Below are 20,024 nucleotides of genomic sequence, written 5' to 3' on the forward strand. Positions count from 1 at the left end.
CTCATGAGCCGGGCTTTTAACTATCAGCAAAACTTCACATCTTGCTGATTATTTGAGCTTTAACGCATAATCTTGTCGCCACGCGAAACACCGACCACGCCGGAGCGTGCAACTTCCACAATTTCAGCCACATCACGGATGCTGGCTAAAAATGCGTCAAGCTTGTCGCTGGTTCCCGCCAGCTGAACGGTGTAAAGCGTGGCGGTGACGTCCACGATCTGACCACGGAAAATCTCAGTTGAACGTTTAACTTCTTCACGGCCATAGCCTGAAGCCTGCACCTTCACCAGCATGATTTCACGCTCAACGTGAGCGCCCTGTACCAGCTCGGTCACGCGCAGTACATCGACCAGCTTATGCAGTTGCTTTTCGATTTGCTCGAGCACCTTGGCATCGCCGACGGTCTGAATGGTCATGCGTGACAGGGTCGGATCGTCAGTGGGTGCCACGGTCAGGCTTTCAATGTTGTAGCCACGCTGAGAGAACAGGCCGACTACACGGGACAACGCGCCCGATTCGTTTTCCAGTAAAACTGATAAAATCCGGCGCATGATCAGGTCCTCTCCGTTTTGCTTAACCACATTTCGTCCATCGCACCGCCACGGATGTGCATCGGGTAAACGTGTTCTGTTTCATCTATGCTGATATCCACAAATACCAGACGATTTTTCTGTTCCAGCGCCAGCGCCAGTTTGCTTTCCAGCTCATCCGGCGTGCGGATTGCGATACCCACGTGCCCGTAAGCTTCCGCCAGTTTCACAAAATCAGGCAGAGATTGCATATAGGATTGGGAATGACGGCCGGAGTAAATCATGTCCTGCCACTGCTTCACCATGCCGAGGTAACCGTTGTTCAGGTTCACCACGATCACCGGCAAATCGTATTGCAGTGCAGTCGACAGTTCCTGAATGTTCATCTGAATACTGCCGTCGCCGGTCACGCAAATCACTGTTTCATCCGGCAGACCGAGTTTTACACCCAGCGCGGCTGGCAGGCCAAAGCCCATCGTGCCGAGGCCACCGGAGTTGATCCAGTGTCGCGGCTTGTCGAATTTATAATACAGCGCAGCAAACATCTGATGCTGGCCGACATCCGACGTCACGTAGGCATCGCCTTTGGTCAGACGGTGCAGCGTTTCGATAACCGCCTGCGGCTTGATGGTGCCGGTATTTTTGTCGTAGCTCAGGCATTCGCGGCCGCGCCAGTTTTCAATGTTTTGCCACCAGTCACGCAGCGCATCGAATTCCTGCTTTTCGTCGCTTTGTGCCAGCAATTCGAGCATCTGAACCAGTGTCTGTTTTGCATCGCCGACAATGGGAATATCCGCATTCACGGTTTTAGAAATGGACGTCGGGTCGATATCAATATGCATGACTGTCGCATTCGGGCAATATTTCGCCAGATTATTAGTAGTACGGTCGTCGAAACGCACACCTACGCCGAAAATCAGATCCGCACTGTGCATCGCCATATTGGCTTCGTAAGTGCCGTGCATACCGAGCATGCCAAGGCTCTGACGATGCGTGCCAGGGAAAGCGCCCAGCCCCATCAGAGAACTGGTTACCGGCAGATTCAGTTTCTCTGCCAGCTGCAGCAGCTCAGCATCACACTCAGAGTTGATCGCGCCGCCGCCGACGTACAGCACCGGTTTTTTAGCCGCCAGCAAGGTCTGGACGGCACGTTTGATTTGCCCGCGATGGCCCTGTACCGTCGGGTTGTAGGAGCGCATTGTTACCTGCTCAGGATAGGCGTAAGGCAGTTTGATCTGCGGATTCACCACGTCTTTTGGCAGGTCAACGACAACCGGCCCAGGACGGCCGGTAGACGCCAGATAAAACGCTTTTTTCAGCACAGTCGGAATATCTTCCGCGCGCTTTACCAGAAAACTGTGTTTCACCACCGGGCGGGAAATGCCCACCATGTCGCATTCCTGGAACGCGTCATAACCAATGAGTGAACTGTGGACCTGACCTGACAGCACCACCAGTGGAATGGAATCCATATAAGCCGTGGCAATACCGGTGATCGCATTGGTTGCGCCGGGACCTGAAGTCACCAGCACCACGCCCACGTCACCCGTGGCGCGCGCATAACCATCAGCCATATGAACAGCACCCTGTTCATGTCTCACCAGCACATGATCTATCCCACCGACCGTATGCAGGGCATCATAGATATCCAACACCGCTCCGCCGGGATAACCGAATACGTGCTTAACGCCCTGGTCGATTAACGACCGGACGACCATCTCGGCTCCTGACAACATCTCCATGGTTTTGCCTCCAGGCTTTTTGTTTCTTCTATAGGATGACTTTTTATTTCAGCTAGCTGTTCTATCAGGCAACGATTTATGGGGGAAACCGCTGAATTTTAGGACTTTCTATCGGGATTAAAAAACCCTGCTGTTCTTATTGGCGTTCACAAACCTAACTCAGTACCTTAGCGTCAGAATCTGAGTCAGGCAAACGCCAAAAAGGGTCAGGAAATATCGTTATATCGGCTCGCACTGCCTTCATTCTTCTGCCCGGCACAAAACACTGCCTGAGAGTAACAACCAGTCAGAAATATCAGGAAGGCCCGAAAAATTACAGTATTAAATTATGTCCGTGACGGACATACAAATGAGGATGAAACCGGCAAACGCATGTTTGCCGGTAATTGCGCAGGGAAAAGGGGAAACAGATCCGGAAGGAATTACTCGCGATAAAGCTGGTCGATTTCTTTCTGATAACGGCTGAAGATGATTTTGCGCCGTAACTTAAGCGTCGGGGTCAGCTCACCATCCTCCATCGTGAAAGGCTTGGTCAGCAGTACAAATTTTTTCACCTGCTCAAAACCGGCCAGCTCATGCTGGATCTCGCGCAACTGATGCGCAAACAGTGAAAGAATTTGCTCGTTTTTAACCAGCCCGGTGCGGTTGAGATAATCGATATGATGATTTTGCGCGTAAACGTTCAGCACGTCAAAATCAGGCACAATCAGCGCGGAAACAAAGTGACGTTCATCGGCGATCACCGCCGCCTGCTCAATGTAACGATCCTGCACCAGCGTGCCTTCGATACGCTGCGGCGCAATGTATTTGCCGCCCGAGGTTTTCATCAGATCCTTCAGCCGTTCGGTGATGAACACATTGCCTTCTGCGTCCATTTTTCCGGCATCGCCGGTTTTAAACCAGCCATCAGCCGTAAAACTGGCCGCCGTTTCTTCCGGCTTATTAAAATAACCTCTTAAAAGCGTCGGGCCGCGAACCTGGATTTCATTTTCTTCGCCAATGCGCACTTCAATTTCGGGTAACGCTGTCCCGACCGAACCGAAGCGGAAATCGTTTTCTTCCCAGCAGGTAACGGTGGCGCAGGTTTCTGTCAGACCGTAACCGTATTTGATTTTCAAACCTAGTGATTCGAAAAACAAGATCACGTTATCGTCAAGACTGGCGCCCGCTGCCGGCAGAAAGCGTAAATTTCCGCCCAGCAGATTGCGCAGCTTTTTCAGTACCAGTTTATCGGCGATGAAATACGCCGGGGAAAGCCAGAAGGAATAACGCGCTTTACGGCGTTCAGTCAGAAACTTCTCTTTGCCCTGCGCGACAGCCCAGTGGAACAGTCGTTTTTTTAAGGTTCCGGCTCGGGCTACTTTGTCATGTATGGCGCTGAACACTTTTTCATAGAAACGCGGAACCGCGCACATCACTGTGGGTTTAACGGCCTGCAACGCATCGCGCACCAAATCAGTTTCACGCAGGAAAACATTCTGCGCGCCACTGTGCATGACGAAGAAACTCCAGGCACGCTCAAAAACATGCGCCAGCGGCAGGAAGCATAACGAGACATCGCGGTCAGAAATACTCAGGCGTTTTTCATGCTGCTTTAGTTGCGTCGCCATGCTGACGTAATCGAGCATGACGCCTTTCGCCTCCCCCGTTGTTCCCGAAGTATAAATCAGCGTGAAGAGATCGTTGAGGTCACAGGCGTTAACCCGCGCCTCACGTTCAGCCGCCAAAACTCTGTCCTGAGGAACAATGCCTGAAACATGCCGGGCAATGGGCACACCGCGCAAATCAACGTCGCTATCGAGCACAAAGATATGTTTCAGTTGCGGGCACAGTTCACGCAACGCCACCGCCGCATCATACTGACTCTGCCCGACAACGAACAAAATGCGGATATCGGCATCATTAAGCACATATGCAGACTGCGCGGGGGTATTGGTCGCATACACGGGCACGGTGACGGCCCGTAACTGCAAAATCGCCAGATCGGTCATCGCCCAGGCCATCGAGTTGTTTCCGCAAATGGCGATCCGCTCCTGGATACCCACGTTCTCCTGAAGCAAAACGTCGGACAGCGCATCGACTTTCTCACCGAGTTCACGCCAGGTGAGCGTGCTTTCAGCCACAGGCGACCATTCACGGAATGCAATTTTTTCAGCACGGCTGATGACTTGATGGCGAAAACGGGTGATCAGGTGGTAGTCATTTAAGGTTGGATTCATTGAGCGTCTATACCGGCGTCCAGCGCAATCAGATAAAGGAGGGAGCTGACTGCATTGCTCTGTTACAAAGATTTAACGCAGTCTACCGGCAAACATTGCACGGTGAAATCAAATTGTAGAAGCACAGGTGCTCTTTTGGAAAACCAGGAAGGACTTTTAGAAATGAAAAAAACCTGCGTGGCTCTAACGAGGCGCAAAAACCAGGCAGGATAAAAAACCACAAAGAAAACCATAACCAGCCATTTTTACTGTGTAAGGAAACACAGTAAAAATGGGACGTATCAGAGTCACCCGCTATAAAGAGAGAATGCATTGGCTTAATAACGACTTCATCCACATATTGCCTTTATCTTTACTGGAAGATTCATGCCATGACAGGTAGCACGTCAGATTGTTCTTCATCCAGGGTAACGGTATCACGGACAGATTTAATATTCCGGCACTCGATTGTGCCATCCAGCGCGGTACCAGCGCGACCATATCTGTTTTCGACACTATTTCCATTACGCTGGAAAGATCTGTTCCCTGATAAGCAATCAGAGAATGCATTTCGGGGTCATCATAATAAGGTGAACTGAATGAATAAAAACGATCGAGCATCATGACCGCATGTTTTTCTTTCAGATATTTTTCATCTGACATATGCGGACTTATCCGCGGATGTTTTTGTGCCGCCACCAGAACCAGTTCATCATTAAATAACGCCTGATTACAAAAGTCCGGGCGGTCGAATTTACGATAACTGATCATGAATTCAATATTCTGATAACGTAACTGATGCTCTATATTGTCATTCACAATGGTTTGCAATTTAATACTGACATCCGTCGATAAAGTGTCGACCGCATTCAGTACCTGCGAAGTCAGACGTTTATCCAGCGGACTGCAAATCGCCACATTGAATTCACGAATACTCACGTTAGGATCGAAACCCGCTCCCGGGAGTTCGTTCATCACCAGTTGCAGAGCCTGTCGGATGGGGCCAAATAACTGGCGCGCTCGCATTGTTGGCTGGATCCCACGCCCAAAGCGGACAAACAAATCATCATTAAACATGATTTTTAACCGGGCGACGGCGTTACTCACCGCCGGTTGGGACATCCCCAACATATTAGCTGCGCGAGTAATATTTTGTAATTGCATCACGGCATCAAATACCGTTAACAAATTCAAATCTACATTGCGAAGGTGTGTTTCCGCTTCAGGAGGTTTAGTTTGATTGTCTGTAGTCAGATCGGACATTACATTTCCTATTCAAGATACCTCAGCCTGTTTAAGACTGATTACCTTTAATTATTCGTTTTTAATAAAATGTCACCGAAATGAATTCGGGCATACAAAAAACCAGCAGATGAATTCAGTAACGCAATGCATTCTATTTTCGGAAAGAAATCGGCTCTCATTTCCAATAATCAGAAAGATAAATGCTATCTTAATTTCATCTAGGCAAAACTGATGATATAGAACAATAAAATGTTTATAGAAACAACATGCGGAAAATGAATAATAAGTTAAGCTCCACTAAATCATTTATAACCCACTGTATTCAATAGTTTATTACTATTGACCAGATAAGTTAATGTCCATTTTGAGACTGTTTTTTTTCTTTACTGCCGCCTGAATGAACAAAACCCTTCGTTCCAGATACATTTGGCAAAGTAGTTTTTAATGCTAAATGAGATGAATTATCATTTTTAAATTTCCACACCTTGAAGGTTGACATACCGCACACATTCCCGTATCACTTTAAGCACTGTTTGAACGATGTACGTTCTGACCACCTGATTACGAGAAGCTGAAAACACATGTTTATGATTACCCGTCTCCTAGGCCTACTACTCAACGCAGAAAATTTGCGCGGTAAGCCAGTGGGCGATAATCAGAACTGATTTCAACTTCCACAGACAATAAACCCGCGCCGATGCGCGGGTTTTTTTTTATCTCTCCGCAGGGCGCGAAAATAAAAGCAGACAAGGAACAACCCATGAGCGAGCAAGTCATTATTTTCGATACCACGCTGCGTGACGGTGAACAGGCGTTACAGGCCAGCCTGAGTGTTAAAGAGAAGATTCAAATTGCAATGGCGCTGGAAAGGATGGGCGTTGACGTGATGGAAGTCGGCTTCCCGGTCTCTTCTCCCGGCGATTTCGAGTCTGTACAAACCATTGCCCGTCAGATCAAAAACAGCCGGGTTTGCGGTCTGGCCCGCTGTGTGGACGGTGATATCGACGCCGCCGCCGAAGCATTGCGCGTAGCAGAAGCTTTTCGCATCCACGTATTCCTGGCCACCTCTACCCTGCATATTGAATCCAAGCTGAAGCGTTCGTTTGATCAGGTGCTGGAGATGGCAACTCACTCCGTGAAACGCGCCCGTAATTACACCGATGATGTCGAATTCTCCTGCGAAGATGCAGGACGTACCCCGCTGGATAACCTGTGCCGCGTTGTAGAAGCTGCCATCAAAGCCGGGGCGACCACCATTAACATTCCTGACACCGTGGGTTACACCACACCGGTTCAGTTCGGTGGCATTATCACCAATCTGTATGAACGCGTGCCTAACATTGATAAAGCGATTATTTCCGTTCACTGCCACGACGATCTGGGCATGGCAGTCGGTAACTCCATCGCAGCGATTCAGGCCGGTGCGCGTCAGGTTGAGGGCACACTGAACGGTATCGGCGAACGTGCCGGTAACACTGCGCTGGAAGAAGTGATCATGGCAATCCGCACCCGCAGCGACTACATGAACGTTCACACCAACATCAATCACAAAGAAATCTACCGCACCAGCCAGATTGTCAGCCAGATCACCAACATGCCGATCCCGGGCAACAAAGCGATTGTCGGTTCTAACGCCTTCGCGCATTCCTCCGGTATCCACCAGGACGGCGTGCTGAAAAACCGCGAAAACTACGAAATCATGACCCCGGAATCCATCGGTCTGAATCAGGTTCAGCTGAACCTGACTTCCCGCTCCGGTCGTGCTGCCGTTAAGCATCGTATGGAAGAAATGGGCTACAAAGAAGCCGATTACAATCTGGATCATCTGTATGCCGCGTTCCTGAAGCTGGCCGACAAAAAAGGTCAGGTTTTCGACTACGATTTAGAAGCACTGGTCTTCATTAACAAGCAGCAGGAAGAGCCTGAGTTCTACCGTCTGGATAACTTCAGCGTGCAGTCCGGCTCCAAAATTACCGCCACTGCATCAGTCAATTTGTCCTGCGGCGAAGAAATTATCACCGAAGCCGCCACCGGCAACGGTCCGGTGGATGCCGTATATCAGGCCATCAACCGCATCACTGGTTATCAGATTGAGCTGGTGAAATACCAGCTGAGCGCCAAAGGCCAGGGCCGCGATGCACTGGGCCAGGTTGACGTGGTCGTCTCCTTCAATGGCCGCCGTTTCCACGGTGTCGGCCTGGCAACGGACATTGTCGAATCCTCCGCAAAAGCGATGGTACACGTACTGAATAACATCTGGCGCAGCAAACAAGTTGAGATTGAAAAACAACGTTTGCAGCAGTCAGGTCAGCAACACAACAACATTCAAAATAATCAGGAAACGGTGTGAACATGAGCAAGCCCCATCATATTGCCGTCTTACCCGGAGACGGAATTGGCCCGGAAGTTATGGCCCAGGCATATAAAGTTCTGGAAGCAGTACGTCAGCGTTTTGGTCTGAAGATCACCACCAGCGAATACGATGTGGGTGGCGCAGCCATCGACAAACACGGCAGCCCGTTGCCGGAAGTGACCGTCGCCGGTTGCGAACAAGCAGATGCCATTTTGTTCGGTTCCGTTGGTGGCCCGAAATGGGAACATTTGCCGCCAAACGATCAGCCTGAGCGCGGCGCATTATTGCCCCTGCGCAAACATTTCAAACTGTTCAGCAACCTGCGCCCTGCCCGTCTGTATCAGGGGCTGGAAGAATTCTGCCCGCTGCGTGCCGACATCGCCGCAAAAGGTTTCGATATTTTGTGTGTGCGTGAACTGACGGGTGGCATTTATTTCGGTCAGCCTAAAGGCCGCGAAGGTCAGGGTATGCATGAGAAAGCGTTTGATACCGAAGTGTATTACCGCTTTGAGATTGAGCGTATCGCCCGTATCGCCTTTGAATCTGCGCGCAAACGCCGCAGCAAAGTGACCTCCATCGATAAAGCGAACGTGTTGCAGACTTCCATTATGTGGCGCGAAGTGGTTAACGAAATCGCCAAAGATTATCCGGATGTCAGCCTGAGCCACATGTACATCGATAATGCGACCATGCAGCTGATAAAAGACCCGTCACAGTTTGACGTGCTGCTGTGTTCCAACCTGTTCGGCGACATTCTGTCTGACGAGTGCGCGATGATCACCGGCTCCATGGGCATGTTGCCTTCTGCCAGCATGAACGAGCAGGCATTTGGTTTGTTCGAGCCTGCGGGTGGCTCAGCGCCGGATATCGCCGGTAAAAACATCGCTAACCCGATTGCACAAATCCTGTCTGCCGCGCTGTTACTGCGTTACAGCCTGGGTGCGGATGACGCGGCCAATGCCATCGAACAAGCTGTTAATAAAGCACTGGAAGCCGGACACCGTACGGGCGATTTAGCTAACGGTCAGCAGGCACTGGGCACCAGTGAAATGGGCGATATCATTGCCCGCTTTGTGAAAGAAGGGGCATAACATGGCCAAAACTCTGTATCAGAAATTGTTTGATGCGCACGTCGTTTATGAAGCACAAAACGAAACGCCATTGTTATACATCGACCGCCACCTGGTTCACGAAGTGACATCTCCGCAAGCTTTTGACGGCCTGCGCGCGATGGGCCGTCAGGTGCGCCAGCCAGGTAAAACCTTTGCGACCATGGACCACAACGTGTCCACGCAAACCAAAGACATCAATGCGAGCGGCGAAATGGCGCGCATCCAGATGCAGGAATTAATTAAAAACTGTGCGGAATTCGGCGTGCAGTTGTATGACCTGAACCATCCGTATCAGGGCATCGTTCACGTTATCGGTCCTGAGCAGGGCATGACCTTGCCGGGCATGACCATTGTGTGTGGTGATTCCCATACTGCCACGCACGGTGCGTTTGGTTCGCTGGCCTTCGGTATCGGTACATCAGAAGTGGAACACGTTCTGGCGACGCAAACCCTGAAACAGGGTCGCGCCAAAACCATGAAAATCGAAGTGACTGGCGATGCACCTGCCGGTATCACGGCGAAAGATATCGTTCTGGCGATCATTGGTAAAACCGGCAGCGCTGGCGGTACGGGTCACGTTGTAGAATTCTGCGGTAAAGCCATTGAGGCGCTGAGCATGGAAGGTCGTATGACCCTGTGCAACATGGCGATCGAAATGGGTGCGAAAGCCGGTCTGGTTGCGCCGGACGAAACCACGTTTGCCTATCTGAAAGGCCGTCAGTTCGCACCGAAAGACCAGAACTGGGACGCGGCGGTGGAGTACTGGAAGACGCTGAAAACGGAAGACGGTGCGAAGTTTGACAGCATTGTCACCCTGGACGCGTCTGAAATCGCACCACAGGTCACCTGGGGCACTAACCCGGGTCAGGTGATGGCGGTAAACCAGACCATCCCGAATCCGGCCTCATTTGCTGATCCGGTAGAACGTGCTTCTGCTGAAAAAGCGCTGGCGTATATGGATCTGCAACCGGGCATTAAATTGACCGACGTGGCGATCGATAAAGTGTTTATCGGTTCCTGCACCAACTCCCGTATCGAAGATTTACGTGCGGCGGCAGCCATTGCCAAAGGCCGTAAAGTGGCGAGCGGCGTACAGGCGATTGTGGTACCAGGCTCCGGTCCGGTAAAAGCGCAGGCGGAAGAAGAAGGTCTGGATAAGATCTTCATCGAAGCGGGGTTCGAATGGCGTCTGCCAGGCTGCTCAATGTGTCTGGCGATGAACAATGACCGTCTGGAACCCGGCGAGCGTTGCGCGTCTACCAGTAACCGTAACTTCGAAGGCCGTCAGGGTCGTGGCGGCCGTACGCATCTGGTCAGCCCGGCAATGGCGGCGGCGGCGGCGGTTACCGGCCGTTTCGCTGATATCCGTGAACTGAACTGAGGAAAACACCATGGCTAAATTTACCCAACACATCGGTCTGGTGGTTCCGCTGGATGCAGCTAACGTCGATACCGATGCCATTATTCCGAAACAGTTTTTGCAGAAAGTGACCCGCACCGGTTTCGGTCAGCACCTGTTTAACGACTGGCGTTTTCTGGACGATGCAGGTCAGGTGCCCAATCCTGATTTCGTGCTGAACAAGCCGCGTTACAAAGGCGCGAGCATTTTACTGGCACGCGAAAACTTTGGTTGCGGTTCTTCCCGCGAACATGCGCCCTGGGCGCTGACCGATTACGGCTTCCATGCAGTGATCGCACCAAGCTTTGCCGATATCTTCTACGGTAATTCTTTCAACAACCAGTTGCTGCCGATCACCCTGAGCGAAGCAGAGATCGACGAGTTGTTTGAACTGGTAAAAAACAACGAAGGTATTCAGTTCGAAGTAGATCTGGAAGCGCAAACCGTCAAAGCGGGCGATAAAACCTATCCGTTCGTCATCGACAGCTTCCGCCGTCACTGCATGATCAACGGTCTGGACAGCATCGGCCTGACATTGCAGCACGAAACAAACATTTCCAGCTACGAGCATAAGCTGCCTGCTTTCATGAATTAATGACCAAAGCAAAGAAGGGTTAGTCCTCCTGGCACACTGAACATACAAAATAGCGGCGTATACCGCTATTTTGTATTCAATCTCCTTGAGATAATCACCTCTGATAAAACCAGCGGTTCTTTATATAGCTGCGAGAGAAGGTGTTCGATATCCATCATGACATGATGATTATTTGTGCGAAATAATCCGTAGTTTGGATCCAGGAATAAAGTATCGTATTCACCCAGCCGAAATAATGCCACAGCGTGCCCTGCTCTGACGTCCCCCTGCCCCAAAAATTCAAATGTTATAATGACGCCCGTCAGTACATTTTTATCCCTGTAGTGATCAGCGCCTTCGCACTGCCTAAAATAATCTCGCTCAAAATACCGATAATTCAGCCCGGGGACACCGCTGATCTTTTCCTTCGCACTTTGACGGGTGTTTTTATAATTAGCTGTAAACTCGACATATTCTGACTTTCCAGAGGCGCACTTATCTCTGGCATCATATCTTTGGAAAAAGTTATTTTGCTTCCTTGCCGCGCGCTCAAAAAGTTTTCTTAAACGGGCAGAGTCGGAAGGCAGGAAGGCTTTCTTCTCAGCTGTTGGCGTGGAGGTAAACCACCCTGACAGCCAACCACCGGTATTTTGTGCCGGGCGTTCTTTCAAAATATCGCCTAACCAAGTCAGGCAAAAACCAAAACAAAATCCACTCGATTTATTCTCAATAACAAACTGGCTGTATTCTTTTCGTATATTGCAAATCTGAATCATATTCGGATCACTCCCTGTTGATTATTTCAAAAGGAGTGATCCTATTGGATAGCATCCCGACATCCATGACATCAGATAACGGGCGCTCAAATAAATATATAATGTACTGAAGTGAAATAAATCAGACGTCTTTGACTTTATACATCAGCCCGAGTGCCACCACCGCCAGCACAGTCGCCGCCCAGTACACCGGATAGTGGCCGAAGTTTTCCACGATAAAGCCCTGCAACAACCCCGCGCAAATCACACCAGTGGAGATGCTGTTGGTGAAAAGTGTGGTCGCTGAACCCGCCCTTCCCGGCATCAGATCCTGAAAATATAACATTCCGATCCCGGCGACGATGCCGATGAAAATCGCGTTGAACAATTGCAGGATCATCAGCGCGGCTTTGAACTGAAACGCCACCAGTCCGGCATAGAAAATCACACCGCTTACCACGGCATACAGCATCAGCTTGCGTTTACCAGTACGTTTGACCAGATAACCCGCCAGCAACATCGCCGGAATTTCCAGTCCGGCAGCGGTTCCCATCAGCAGCCCCGCCAGCCCTTCCGGCAGCCCCAAATCACTGGTGATGTACAGCGGCATATCAATGACATACATGATATTGCAGGTCCACATCAGCAGGGAGGAAAAGAACAACAGCCGCACATCTTTGTTGCGCCAGGCGCTAACCGGCACGGCTTTTTCATCCACCGGCTGTTCAAGGCGCGGCACTGACGGAAGGAAGAAAAGGATCATTAATATGCTGCCGACAAACACTGCGGCGGCACTCAGGTACATCGGCGTAAAGCCGTAATTCAGCGCCAGCATAAAAGAGAGCGGCGGGCCCAGCACCCAAGCCAGCGAGAGCATCGCACGCATCATCGAACTGAACATCACCACTTCACTGGCGGAGCGATCCGCATGTTCACGCGCCAGCGCAAACAGCTGCGGCATCGACGCATTGCCTATCGCCGCCAGCAATACGCCGACGGTGATCAGCACCAGATAATCGCGGCTAAAGGCAAATACCAGGCTGTTACCCAGCGCCATCAGGCAGCAGAACATCAGCAATTTCCGCCGGTCGCCTTTGTTATCGGAACGGTTAGCCAGCAGAAAACTGATCGCGATCCCGGCGATGGCGTTAACGGTATAAAAGAACCCTACCCACAGCGGACGGACCTTCACTTCGTTAGTCAGAAACAGACTCAGCGTCGGCGCCTGTAATGCGCCCGCCACGCCGCACAGCAAGGAGACCACCAGAAAGGTGACATAAATACGATTAAAACGAGGTTTTGGCATGACGTCGTCCCTGAGAAATGAATGTCTTACAGCACAACATACAGTGTATACCCAAAACAGTTCGAGTTGCAGAAAGGCGGCAAGCGCACGAATCCCGATGAGCTGACACAGGTCAGTGATTCGGATGAGTAAGAGCGGCCAACGCGTCTGCGGCTCGAAATATGAAGGGTGTACGAATAAAAAAACCAGTGAGTTTCCTCACTGGCTGGTGACAATACACCATTACTCAGAAAATCGAATTTAGTCAGACCTGAAGTCACAGTCGCCGGCGGTATTGCTCGTCGTCCAGTGTTTCCATATCCCACTGCGTAAGACGGGACAGAATATCCAGACGGTATTGCACCGGAACCCAGGACAGCCAGTCTGCATGATTTTTAGAGGCGTTCTTTTTGATGGCTTCAAAATAACGCTGATAGAAACGGGCGTTCAGACTGCGTTTCATGCTGACCTCCGGTGATTCACAACAGGCTTTCGTTGAGAAACAGTATCAGCGTAATATGAGGAAAGATAAATTGATGAAAATTGCCCGTGGAGTTCCTCTTTTATGTCCTCGTCCCGTTTGCAACAACAGTTCATCCGCCTGTGGCAAAGCTGTCACGGTCAAGACACTGAAACGACGCTACAGGCACTGTCGGAAGTTCTGAGTTGCTCACGCAGACACATGCGCTCGTTGCTCAGCACCATGCAGGAACAGGGCTGGCTGACGTGGGATGCAGAAGCCGGACGCGGCAAACGTTCCACGCTGAAATTTTTGTATACCGGCCTCGCACTCCAGCAACAGCGCGCCGAAGAGCTGCTGGAGCAGGATCGTATTGATCAGCTGGTACAACTGGTCGGCGACAAAACCCTGGTGCGCCAGATGCTGCTTTCCCAGCTCGGGCGCAGCTTTCGTCAGGGTAAGCATATCCTGCGTGTGTTGTATTACCGTCCGCTGATTAATCTGCTGCCCGGCACCATGTTACGCCGCTCTGAAACCCATATTGCCCGGCAGATTTTCAGCGGCCTCACACGCATAAATGAGGAAAAAGGGGAAGTCGAAGGCGATTTAGCCCATCACTGGCAGGAGATTTCGCCATTGCAGTGGCGGTTTTATCTGCGCCCTGCCATTCATTTTCATCATGGCCGTGAGCTGGAGATGGTGGATATCATTGCTACCTTTACCCGGCTGAAAACGCATCCGCTGTTCAGTAACCTGAAGTCAGTCACAACGCCCACGCCAAATGTTATTGATATCCACCTGAATGAACCCGATCGCTGGTTGCCGTGGCTGTTCGGCAATATCCACGCGATGATCCTGCCGCAGGAGTGGCAGTCGCTGCCCGATTTTGCCCGCCATCCGGTCGGTACCGGCCCTTACGCCGTGGTGCGTAACCTGAAAACCCAACTGCGCATCCGCGCCTTTGATGATTATTTTGGCTTCCGGGCACTGATTGACGAAGTAAATATCTGGGTGTTGCCGGAACTGAGTGAAGAACTGGTGCATTCCGGTGTACAGCTACAGGCTGATGAATCGGGCAAAAGCGAACTGGAAAGTCGCCTGGAAGAAGGCTGCTATTTTTTGTTATTTGACCAGCGCTCGCCGGTGGGACAATCCGCAGAAACCCGCCAGTGGCTGTGCGATTTACTCAATCCCATCGCTTTACTGAATAATGCCGAACCGATTTATCAGCGCTACTGGTCGCCGGCTTACGGCCTGCTGCCACGCTGGCACCATAAAGCGCCACAACCGCGTCCGCCCAAACCGCAAAACCTGACGCAGGTGACACTCACATTTTACGGCGAGCATTCCGAGCATCAGGCGATCTGCAATGCGCTGCAGCCGCTTCTGGCATCCGAAGGCATTGAGCTGATTATTCAGGTCGTGGATTACGCGGTCTGGCACCGTGGCGACGCCAAAAGTGATCTGTGGCTCGGCAGCGCCAACTTTACCCTGCCGCTGGAATTTTCACTCTTTGCGCATTTCTATGAATTACCGCTGGCGAAACACTGCTTCAGTGAAGAGATGGAAGATGACGCCGCGCAGTGGCATGCGGGGAATTTATCGATCGCCAAATGGAGTCAGAAACAAACAGTCAGCCATCAGATCCATCCTCTGTTTCATCACTGGCTGGTGTTGCAGGGGCAGCGCAGTATGCGCGGCGTGCGCATGAACACCCTCGGCTGGTTCGATTTCAAATCCGCGTGGTTTGCGCCGCCGGACAGTTAATCGGACTATCGCATCGCGCCGTTAGTCTCTAGAATGACATCCGTTCTCAACGGGGTGCCAAAGTGCGTTCTTTTTCAAGAAGAATGAACTCGATCTTTAAACGCCGCGAGCGCGTGTTCAGCGGGTGAAGTCCAGCGTACAGAAAGCGGAGCGTACACAAAGTACGTGAGCATTTCGAGCACTGTACGACGCCCGATCAACACACGCACAGCAAGTTTAAAAGGCTGAGATTTAGACCCGTCGAACCTGATCCGGTTAACCCCGGCGGAGGGATTTGAGACTGCGCGATGCTTACTCAAAATCCTTTGCCCTTTCATTTTTTTGGAGCGCAAAGTTGAAAAAATTATTGTCCTGCCTGCTGTTACTTTCTGCCCCTGCACTGGCTGCAAAACCTGTTCTGACGGTTTATACCTACGATTCTTTCTCTGCCGACTGGGGTCCTGGCCCGGCGATTAAAAAAGCTTTTGAAGCCCGGTGCGGTTGCGAACTGAAATACGTTGCGCTGGAAGACGGTGTCTCTTTGCTTAACCGTCTGCGGATGGAAGGCAAAAACAGCAAAGCCGACGTGGTTCTCGGGCTGGATAACAACCTGTTGCAGGCGGCCGAACAAACCGGATTATTTGCCAAAGCGCCGAAAACCGATGCCAGACTGACCGTACCAGGCGGCTGGGACAACACCACGTTCGTGCCTTACGATTACGGCTATTTCGCGTTCGTGTATGACAAAAACAAACTGAAGAACCCGCCAAAAAGCCTCGATGAGCTGATCAACAGCGACCAGAAATGGAAAGTCATTTACGAAGATCCGCGCACCAGTACACCGGGTCTGGGCCTGATGTTGTGGATGCAAAAAGTCTATGGCGACAAAGCACCGCAAGCATGGGAAAAACTGGCGAAGAAAACCGTTACCGTCACCAAAGGCTGGAGCGAGGCTTACGGTTTATTCCTCAAAGGCGAGAGCGATCTGGTGCTGAGCTATACCACATCTCCGGCGTATCACATCGTCGAAGAAAAGAAAGATAACTACGCGGCGGCGGATTTCACCGAAGGTCATTACATGCAGGTCGAAGTGGCGGGTCAGCTGGCGAACAGCAAGCAACCTGAACTGGCTGAAGCATTTATGAAATTCATCACTACGGAAGATTTCCAGAAAGTGATCCCGGCCGGCAACTGGATGTATCCGGTGATCAACACCCCGCTGCCTGACGCCTTTAAACAGCTGACGGTACCGGCTAAGTCCCTGCAATACAGCGCACAGGATGTCGCCACTCACCGTTCACAATGGATCCAGGCATGGCAGAACGCCGTCAGCCGTTGATCCCTCGCTGGTTGTGGCCGGGCGCCATCGCCTCGCTGCTGATGTTGCTGGTGGCTATGCTGGCGTTAGGCTCTCTGTGGCGTCATGCGCCACAGATGAGCGGCGCCTCGCTGTGGCAGAATCCTTATCTCTGGCATGTGATCCGCTTTACCTTCTGGCAGGCGCTGCTTTCGGCGCTCTGTTCTGTGCTGCCCGCCATTCTGCTGGCCCGTGCGCTGTTCCGCCGCCGCTTCCCCGGACGTCAGCTGTTACTACGCTTATGCGCGATGACGCTGGTATTGCCGGTTCTGGTGGCAGTCTTCGGCATTCTCAGCGTCTATGGACGGCAGGGCTGGCTGGCGCAGATTTGCGGCTGGCTGGGCGTGGATTACCGTTTCTCGCCTTATGGTTTACAGGGCATTTTACTGGCTCATGTGTTTTTTAATCTGCCACTGGCAGCCCGACTCTTATTGCAGGCGCTGGAAAATATCGCCGTCGAACAGCGTCAGCTGGCTGCGCAGCTTGGGATGAACGCCTGGCAGCAATTTCGCTTTGTTGAATGGCCTGCCATTCGCCGGCAGATTTTCCCCGCCGCCGCGTTGATTTTTATGTTGTGCTTCGCCAGCTTCGCCACCGTGCTGTCGCTGGGCGGCGGCCCGCAGGCGACCACCATTGAACTGGCGATTTTTCAGGCGTTAAGTTACGACTACGATTTAAGCCGCGCCGCCACGCTGGCGCTGATCCAGCTGTTTTGTTGTCTGGCGCTGGTCTTGCTCAGCCAGAAACTCAGTCAGGCGTTGCCGGTCGGACAAACGCATTCTCAGCGCTGGCGTAACCCGGACGATTCCTGGCTGAGGCGCATCGCAGATACCGTGCTGGTCGGCCTGGCGTTAATGCTGATCCTGCCACCATTACTCGCTGTGATTACTGACGGTATCAACCGTGCAGCAGTCGGTGTTTTACAACAACCCGCACTGTGGCAGGCATTATGGACATCCGTGCGTATCGCCCTGGGCAGCGGGATAGTGTGTGTCCTGCTCACCATGATGCTGTTGTGGAGCAGTCGCGAACTGCGATTACGCCAGAGAAATGGCTGGGCGCAGGCGATGGATCTCAGCGGTATGCTGATCCTCGCGATGCCGGGCATTGTGCTGGCGACCGGTTTTTTCCTGCTCCTTGGCGATACGACAGGTATGCCGCAATCGCCATGGCCGCTGGTGATCATGACCAATGCGCTGATGGCGGTGCCTTATGCGCTAAAAGTGCTGGATAACCCGATGCGCGACGTGGCCGAACGTTACACGCCGCTGTGCCTTTCACTGGATATGCACGGCTGGCAGCGCCTGCGCTGGGTGGAACTGAGCGCACTGAAGCGCCCGATTGCGCAGGCGCTGGCGTTTGCCTGCGTGCTGTCGCTGGGGGATTTCGGCGTGATCGCCTTATTTGGCAATGAGAACTTCCGCACCCTGCCGTTTTATCTGTATCAGCAGATCGGCTCCTATCGCAGCCAGGACGGCGCGGTGACGGCGCTGTTATTGCTGCTGTTATGCTTCCTGTTATTCACCCTGATTGAGAAATTACCAGGCCGCCATGCTGACGCTGAATAAACTGACGTACCTGTACGAACACCTGCCGATGCGCTTCGATTTACAGATCGAGGCCGGTGAGCGCGTGGCCATTCTCGGGCCGAGCGGCGCGGGGAAAAGTACCCTGCTCAGCCTGGTCGCCGGTTTTCTGCCACCGGTCAGCGGACAGATCCTGCTTAACGATGCAGATCACAGCGCGACACCACCGGCAAAACGTCCGGTGTCGATGCTGTTTCAGGAAAACAATCTGTTCTCGCATCTGACCGTGCGTCAGAACATGGGACTGGGGTTACATCCGGGGCTGAAACTCACCGCACAGCAGAAGCGCGAGCTGGAAGATATCGCCCGACAGGTCGGGCTGGCAGAGTGTCTGGATCGCTTACCGTCGCAGCTTTCCGGCGGCCAGCGTCAGCGTGTCGCACTGGCGCGCTGCCTGTTACGCAGCCAGCCAATCTTATTGCTCGACGAACCGTTTTCGGCACTCGATCCGGCGCTGCGCAGTGAGATGCTGAGTTTGCTGGATAAAGTGTGCGGGCAACGTCATCTCACATTACTGATGGTGTCGCATAATCTGGATGACGCGGCGCGGATTGCTCCCCGCACACTGCTGGTTGTCGATGGCCGGATTTTCTACGACGGACCGACGCAGGCACTGGCCGACGGCAGTGCGCCGGAAGCCAGAGTATTGGGGATAGATGTTTCTGGAGCGGACGTTTAGGGCATCCGCCAGACATCAGCGGGTGATCACTTTCCACAGCAGATGACCGTAGACCGGCATCATCGGCTGTTTGCTAAGCATCACCAGACTCACTGCTGTTGCGATCAGACTCAGCACACAAACGACGCGCAGACGCGGCAGAGGCAACCATTTGGTCATCGCATCAGGTGAAGCTTTGCCCGACCGGAACCAGCGCCACAGCAACCAGGCACTGAGCCAGATCAGCACCACGGCGGCAAACAGCATCCATTTGAACACTGAACTGTTGTGGCTGGCCGGAATATCAATCGCAACGCCCGCCAGGATCCCCGGCAGGAAATACACCGGCGGCCAGGTGATGCAGCCGATGATATTCGGCGGTGCAAATTTATAAGGCGGCAGGTTCAGCATACCGGCCACCATCGGCACCAGCGGGCGTGTTGGCCCGATGAAACGCCCGATAATGACGGTGGCAAAGCTATGCCTATCCAGCGCATAACCGGTTTTATCCAGTAATGACTGGTAACGCTTAAGGAAGCGCCAGCGGTGTAACGGTTCCTTGAAACCGCGGCCAATGAAATACGAGGCCCAGTCGCCAAAGAAACAGCCCAGACCCGCCGCCAGCCAGGCTTCGTACAACCCGACCTGACCGCTGCCGATCAGCGTGCCGAGCGTCGCCATCATCACGGTGCCCGGCAAAATCAGCCCGACCAGCGCCAGCGACTCGAAGAAAGCCACCACAGCGACAATAATTAATGCGAAGCCCACCGACTGAGCGACCAGATGTTGTAGATAGGCTTCCATAAATTCCCAGAATTGAGTTACGTCCGCGCCAATTGCGCAGATAAATGAGACTAGTGTGAGTTTTCTGCATTCTCATTGTAGTAAATACATCAAGCGGCTGAATTGTCAGCGCATGAACTATCACAGTCAACCGCGTAATTGTATGCGTATTTGGCAGAAACCTGAGGCATAGACAAAGACTGTATAAATAACCATACTCTGTCTTTGCATTTCATCTTTT

17 protein-coding genes are annotated in these 20,024 nt (G+C 52.2%); 8 read left to right on the top strand and 9 right to left on the bottom strand.

Annotation, left to right across the window (positions count from 1 at the left end; translation table 11 throughout):
- Positions 1–59: 59 nt before the first annotated feature.
- The 5 genes from ilvN to ACJY2G_RS21425 form a co-directional block, all read right to left on the bottom strand.
- Complete coding sequence (gene ilvN, locus ACJY2G_RS21405) at positions 60–551, bottom strand: acetolactate synthase small subunit (RefSeq protein ID WP_013577020.1); 492 nt, start codon at positions 549–551, stop codon at positions 60–62.
- 2 nt (positions 552–553) lie between these two features.
- Complete coding sequence (gene ilvI / locus ACJY2G_RS21410; RefSeq protein WP_113876341.1) at positions 554–2,272, bottom strand: acetolactate synthase 3 large subunit; 1,719 nt, start codon at positions 2,270–2,272, stop codon at positions 554–556.
- Positions 2,273–2,694: 422 nt separating this feature from the next.
- Positions 2,695–4,491, bottom strand: coding sequence for an AMP-dependent synthetase/ligase (locus ACJY2G_RS21415; RefSeq protein WP_430320795.1), 1,797 nt, complete (start codon positions 4,489–4,491; stop codon positions 2,695–2,697).
- A 294-nt stretch (positions 4,492–4,785) separates the two neighbouring features.
- Positions 4,786–5,733 carry a transcriptional regulator LeuO gene (gene leuO / locus ACJY2G_RS21420; protein WP_120161928.1) on the bottom strand — a complete coding sequence of 316 codons (948 nt, stop codon included), beginning with the start codon at positions 5,731–5,733 and terminating at the stop codon, positions 4,786–4,788.
- 334 nt (positions 5,734–6,067) lie between these two features.
- Positions 6,068–6,214, bottom strand: a complete 147-nt coding sequence (locus ACJY2G_RS21425) for a hypothetical protein (RefSeq protein ID WP_430320796.1) — start codon at positions 6,212–6,214, stop codon at positions 6,068–6,070.
- Between the two features lie 261 nt (positions 6,215–6,475).
- On the opposite strand from ACJY2G_RS21425, the gene leuA reads away from it, so the two are divergent.
- The 4 genes from leuA to leuD are packed head-to-tail and all read left to right on the top strand — an operon-like array spanning position 6,476 to position 11,174.
- Positions 6,476–8,065, top strand: coding sequence for a 2-isopropylmalate synthase (gene leuA / locus ACJY2G_RS21430; protein WP_112286961.1), 1,590 nt, complete (start codon positions 6,476–6,478; stop codon positions 8,063–8,065).
- 2 nt (positions 8,066–8,067) lie between these two features.
- Positions 8,068–9,159: a 3-isopropylmalate dehydrogenase gene (gene leuB, locus ACJY2G_RS21435; protein WP_439292106.1), complete on the top strand. Its 1,092-nt coding sequence runs from the start codon at positions 8,068–8,070 to the stop codon at positions 9,157–9,159.
- A gap of 1 nt (position 9,160) precedes the next feature.
- Positions 9,161–10,561 (top strand): 3-isopropylmalate dehydratase large subunit, encoded by a 1,401-nt coding sequence (gene leuC, locus ACJY2G_RS21440; RefSeq protein WP_113876338.1) that lies wholly within the window; start codon positions 9,161–9,163, stop codon positions 10,559–10,561.
- 10 nt (positions 10,562–10,571) lie between these two features.
- Entirely contained in the window at positions 10,572–11,174 is a 603-nt protein-coding gene (leuD, locus tag ACJY2G_RS21445) for a 3-isopropylmalate dehydratase small subunit (protein ID WP_430320798.1), read from the top strand.
- Positions 11,175–11,239: 65 nt separating this feature from the next.
- On the opposite strand, the gene ACJY2G_RS21450 is transcribed toward leuD, so the two are convergent.
- The 3 genes from ACJY2G_RS21450 to sgrT form a co-directional block, all read right to left on the bottom strand.
- The gene (locus ACJY2G_RS21450) at positions 11,240–11,929 is read right to left on the bottom strand and encodes a hypothetical protein (RefSeq protein ID WP_430320799.1); all 690 of its coding nucleotides are present in this window, start codon (positions 11,927–11,929) and stop codon (positions 11,240–11,242) included.
- A gap of 121 nt (positions 11,930–12,050) precedes the next feature.
- Positions 12,051–13,214 (bottom strand): MFS transporter, encoded by a 1,164-nt coding sequence (locus ACJY2G_RS21455; RefSeq protein ID WP_132966675.1) that lies wholly within the window; start codon positions 13,212–13,214, stop codon positions 12,051–12,053.
- Between the two features lie 256 nt (positions 13,215–13,470).
- Positions 13,471–13,656 carry a glucose uptake inhibitor SgrT gene (gene sgrT, locus ACJY2G_RS21460; protein ID WP_112286968.1) on the bottom strand — a complete coding sequence of 62 codons (186 nt, stop codon included), beginning with the start codon at positions 13,654–13,656 and terminating at the stop codon, positions 13,471–13,473.
- A gap of 102 nt (positions 13,657–13,758) precedes the next feature.
- Between sgrT and sgrR the strand changes: the two genes are divergently transcribed.
- From sgrR to thiQ, 4 genes are all read left to right on the top strand, one after another.
- Positions 13,759–15,420, top strand: coding sequence for an HTH-type transcriptional regulator SgrR (sgrR, locus tag ACJY2G_RS21465; protein ID WP_120161935.1), 1,662 nt, complete (start codon positions 13,759–13,761; stop codon positions 15,418–15,420).
- 334 nt (positions 15,421–15,754) lie between these two features.
- Entirely contained in the window at positions 15,755–16,738 is a 984-nt protein-coding gene (thiB, locus tag ACJY2G_RS21470) for a thiamine ABC transporter substrate binding subunit (protein ID WP_120161936.1), read from the top strand.
- Positions 16,714–18,324 (top strand): thiamine/thiamine pyrophosphate ABC transporter permease ThiP, encoded by a 1,611-nt coding sequence (gene thiP, locus ACJY2G_RS21475; protein ID WP_430320800.1) that lies wholly within the window; start codon positions 16,714–16,716, stop codon positions 18,322–18,324. Before thiB ends, thiP begins: the two co-directional genes overlap by 25 nt.
- Positions 18,308–19,021: a thiamine ABC transporter ATP-binding protein ThiQ gene (gene thiQ, locus ACJY2G_RS21480; protein ID WP_430320801.1), complete on the top strand. Its 714-nt coding sequence runs from the start codon at positions 18,308–18,310 to the stop codon at positions 19,019–19,021. Before thiP ends, thiQ begins: the two co-directional genes overlap by 17 nt.
- 15 nt (positions 19,022–19,036) lie before the next feature.
- On the opposite strand, the gene ACJY2G_RS21485 is transcribed toward thiQ, so the two are convergent.
- On the bottom strand, positions 19,037–19,804 hold the full coding sequence (locus ACJY2G_RS21485) for a DedA family protein (protein WP_112286972.1): 768 nt from the start codon (positions 19,802–19,804) through the stop codon (positions 19,037–19,039).
- Positions 19,805–20,024: the final 220 nt, after the last annotated feature.

The organism is Rahnella sp. ATs2, assembly GCF_051851855.1.
Taxonomy (GTDB): domain Bacteria; phylum Pseudomonadota; class Gammaproteobacteria; order Enterobacterales; family Enterobacteriaceae; genus Rahnella; species Rahnella variigena.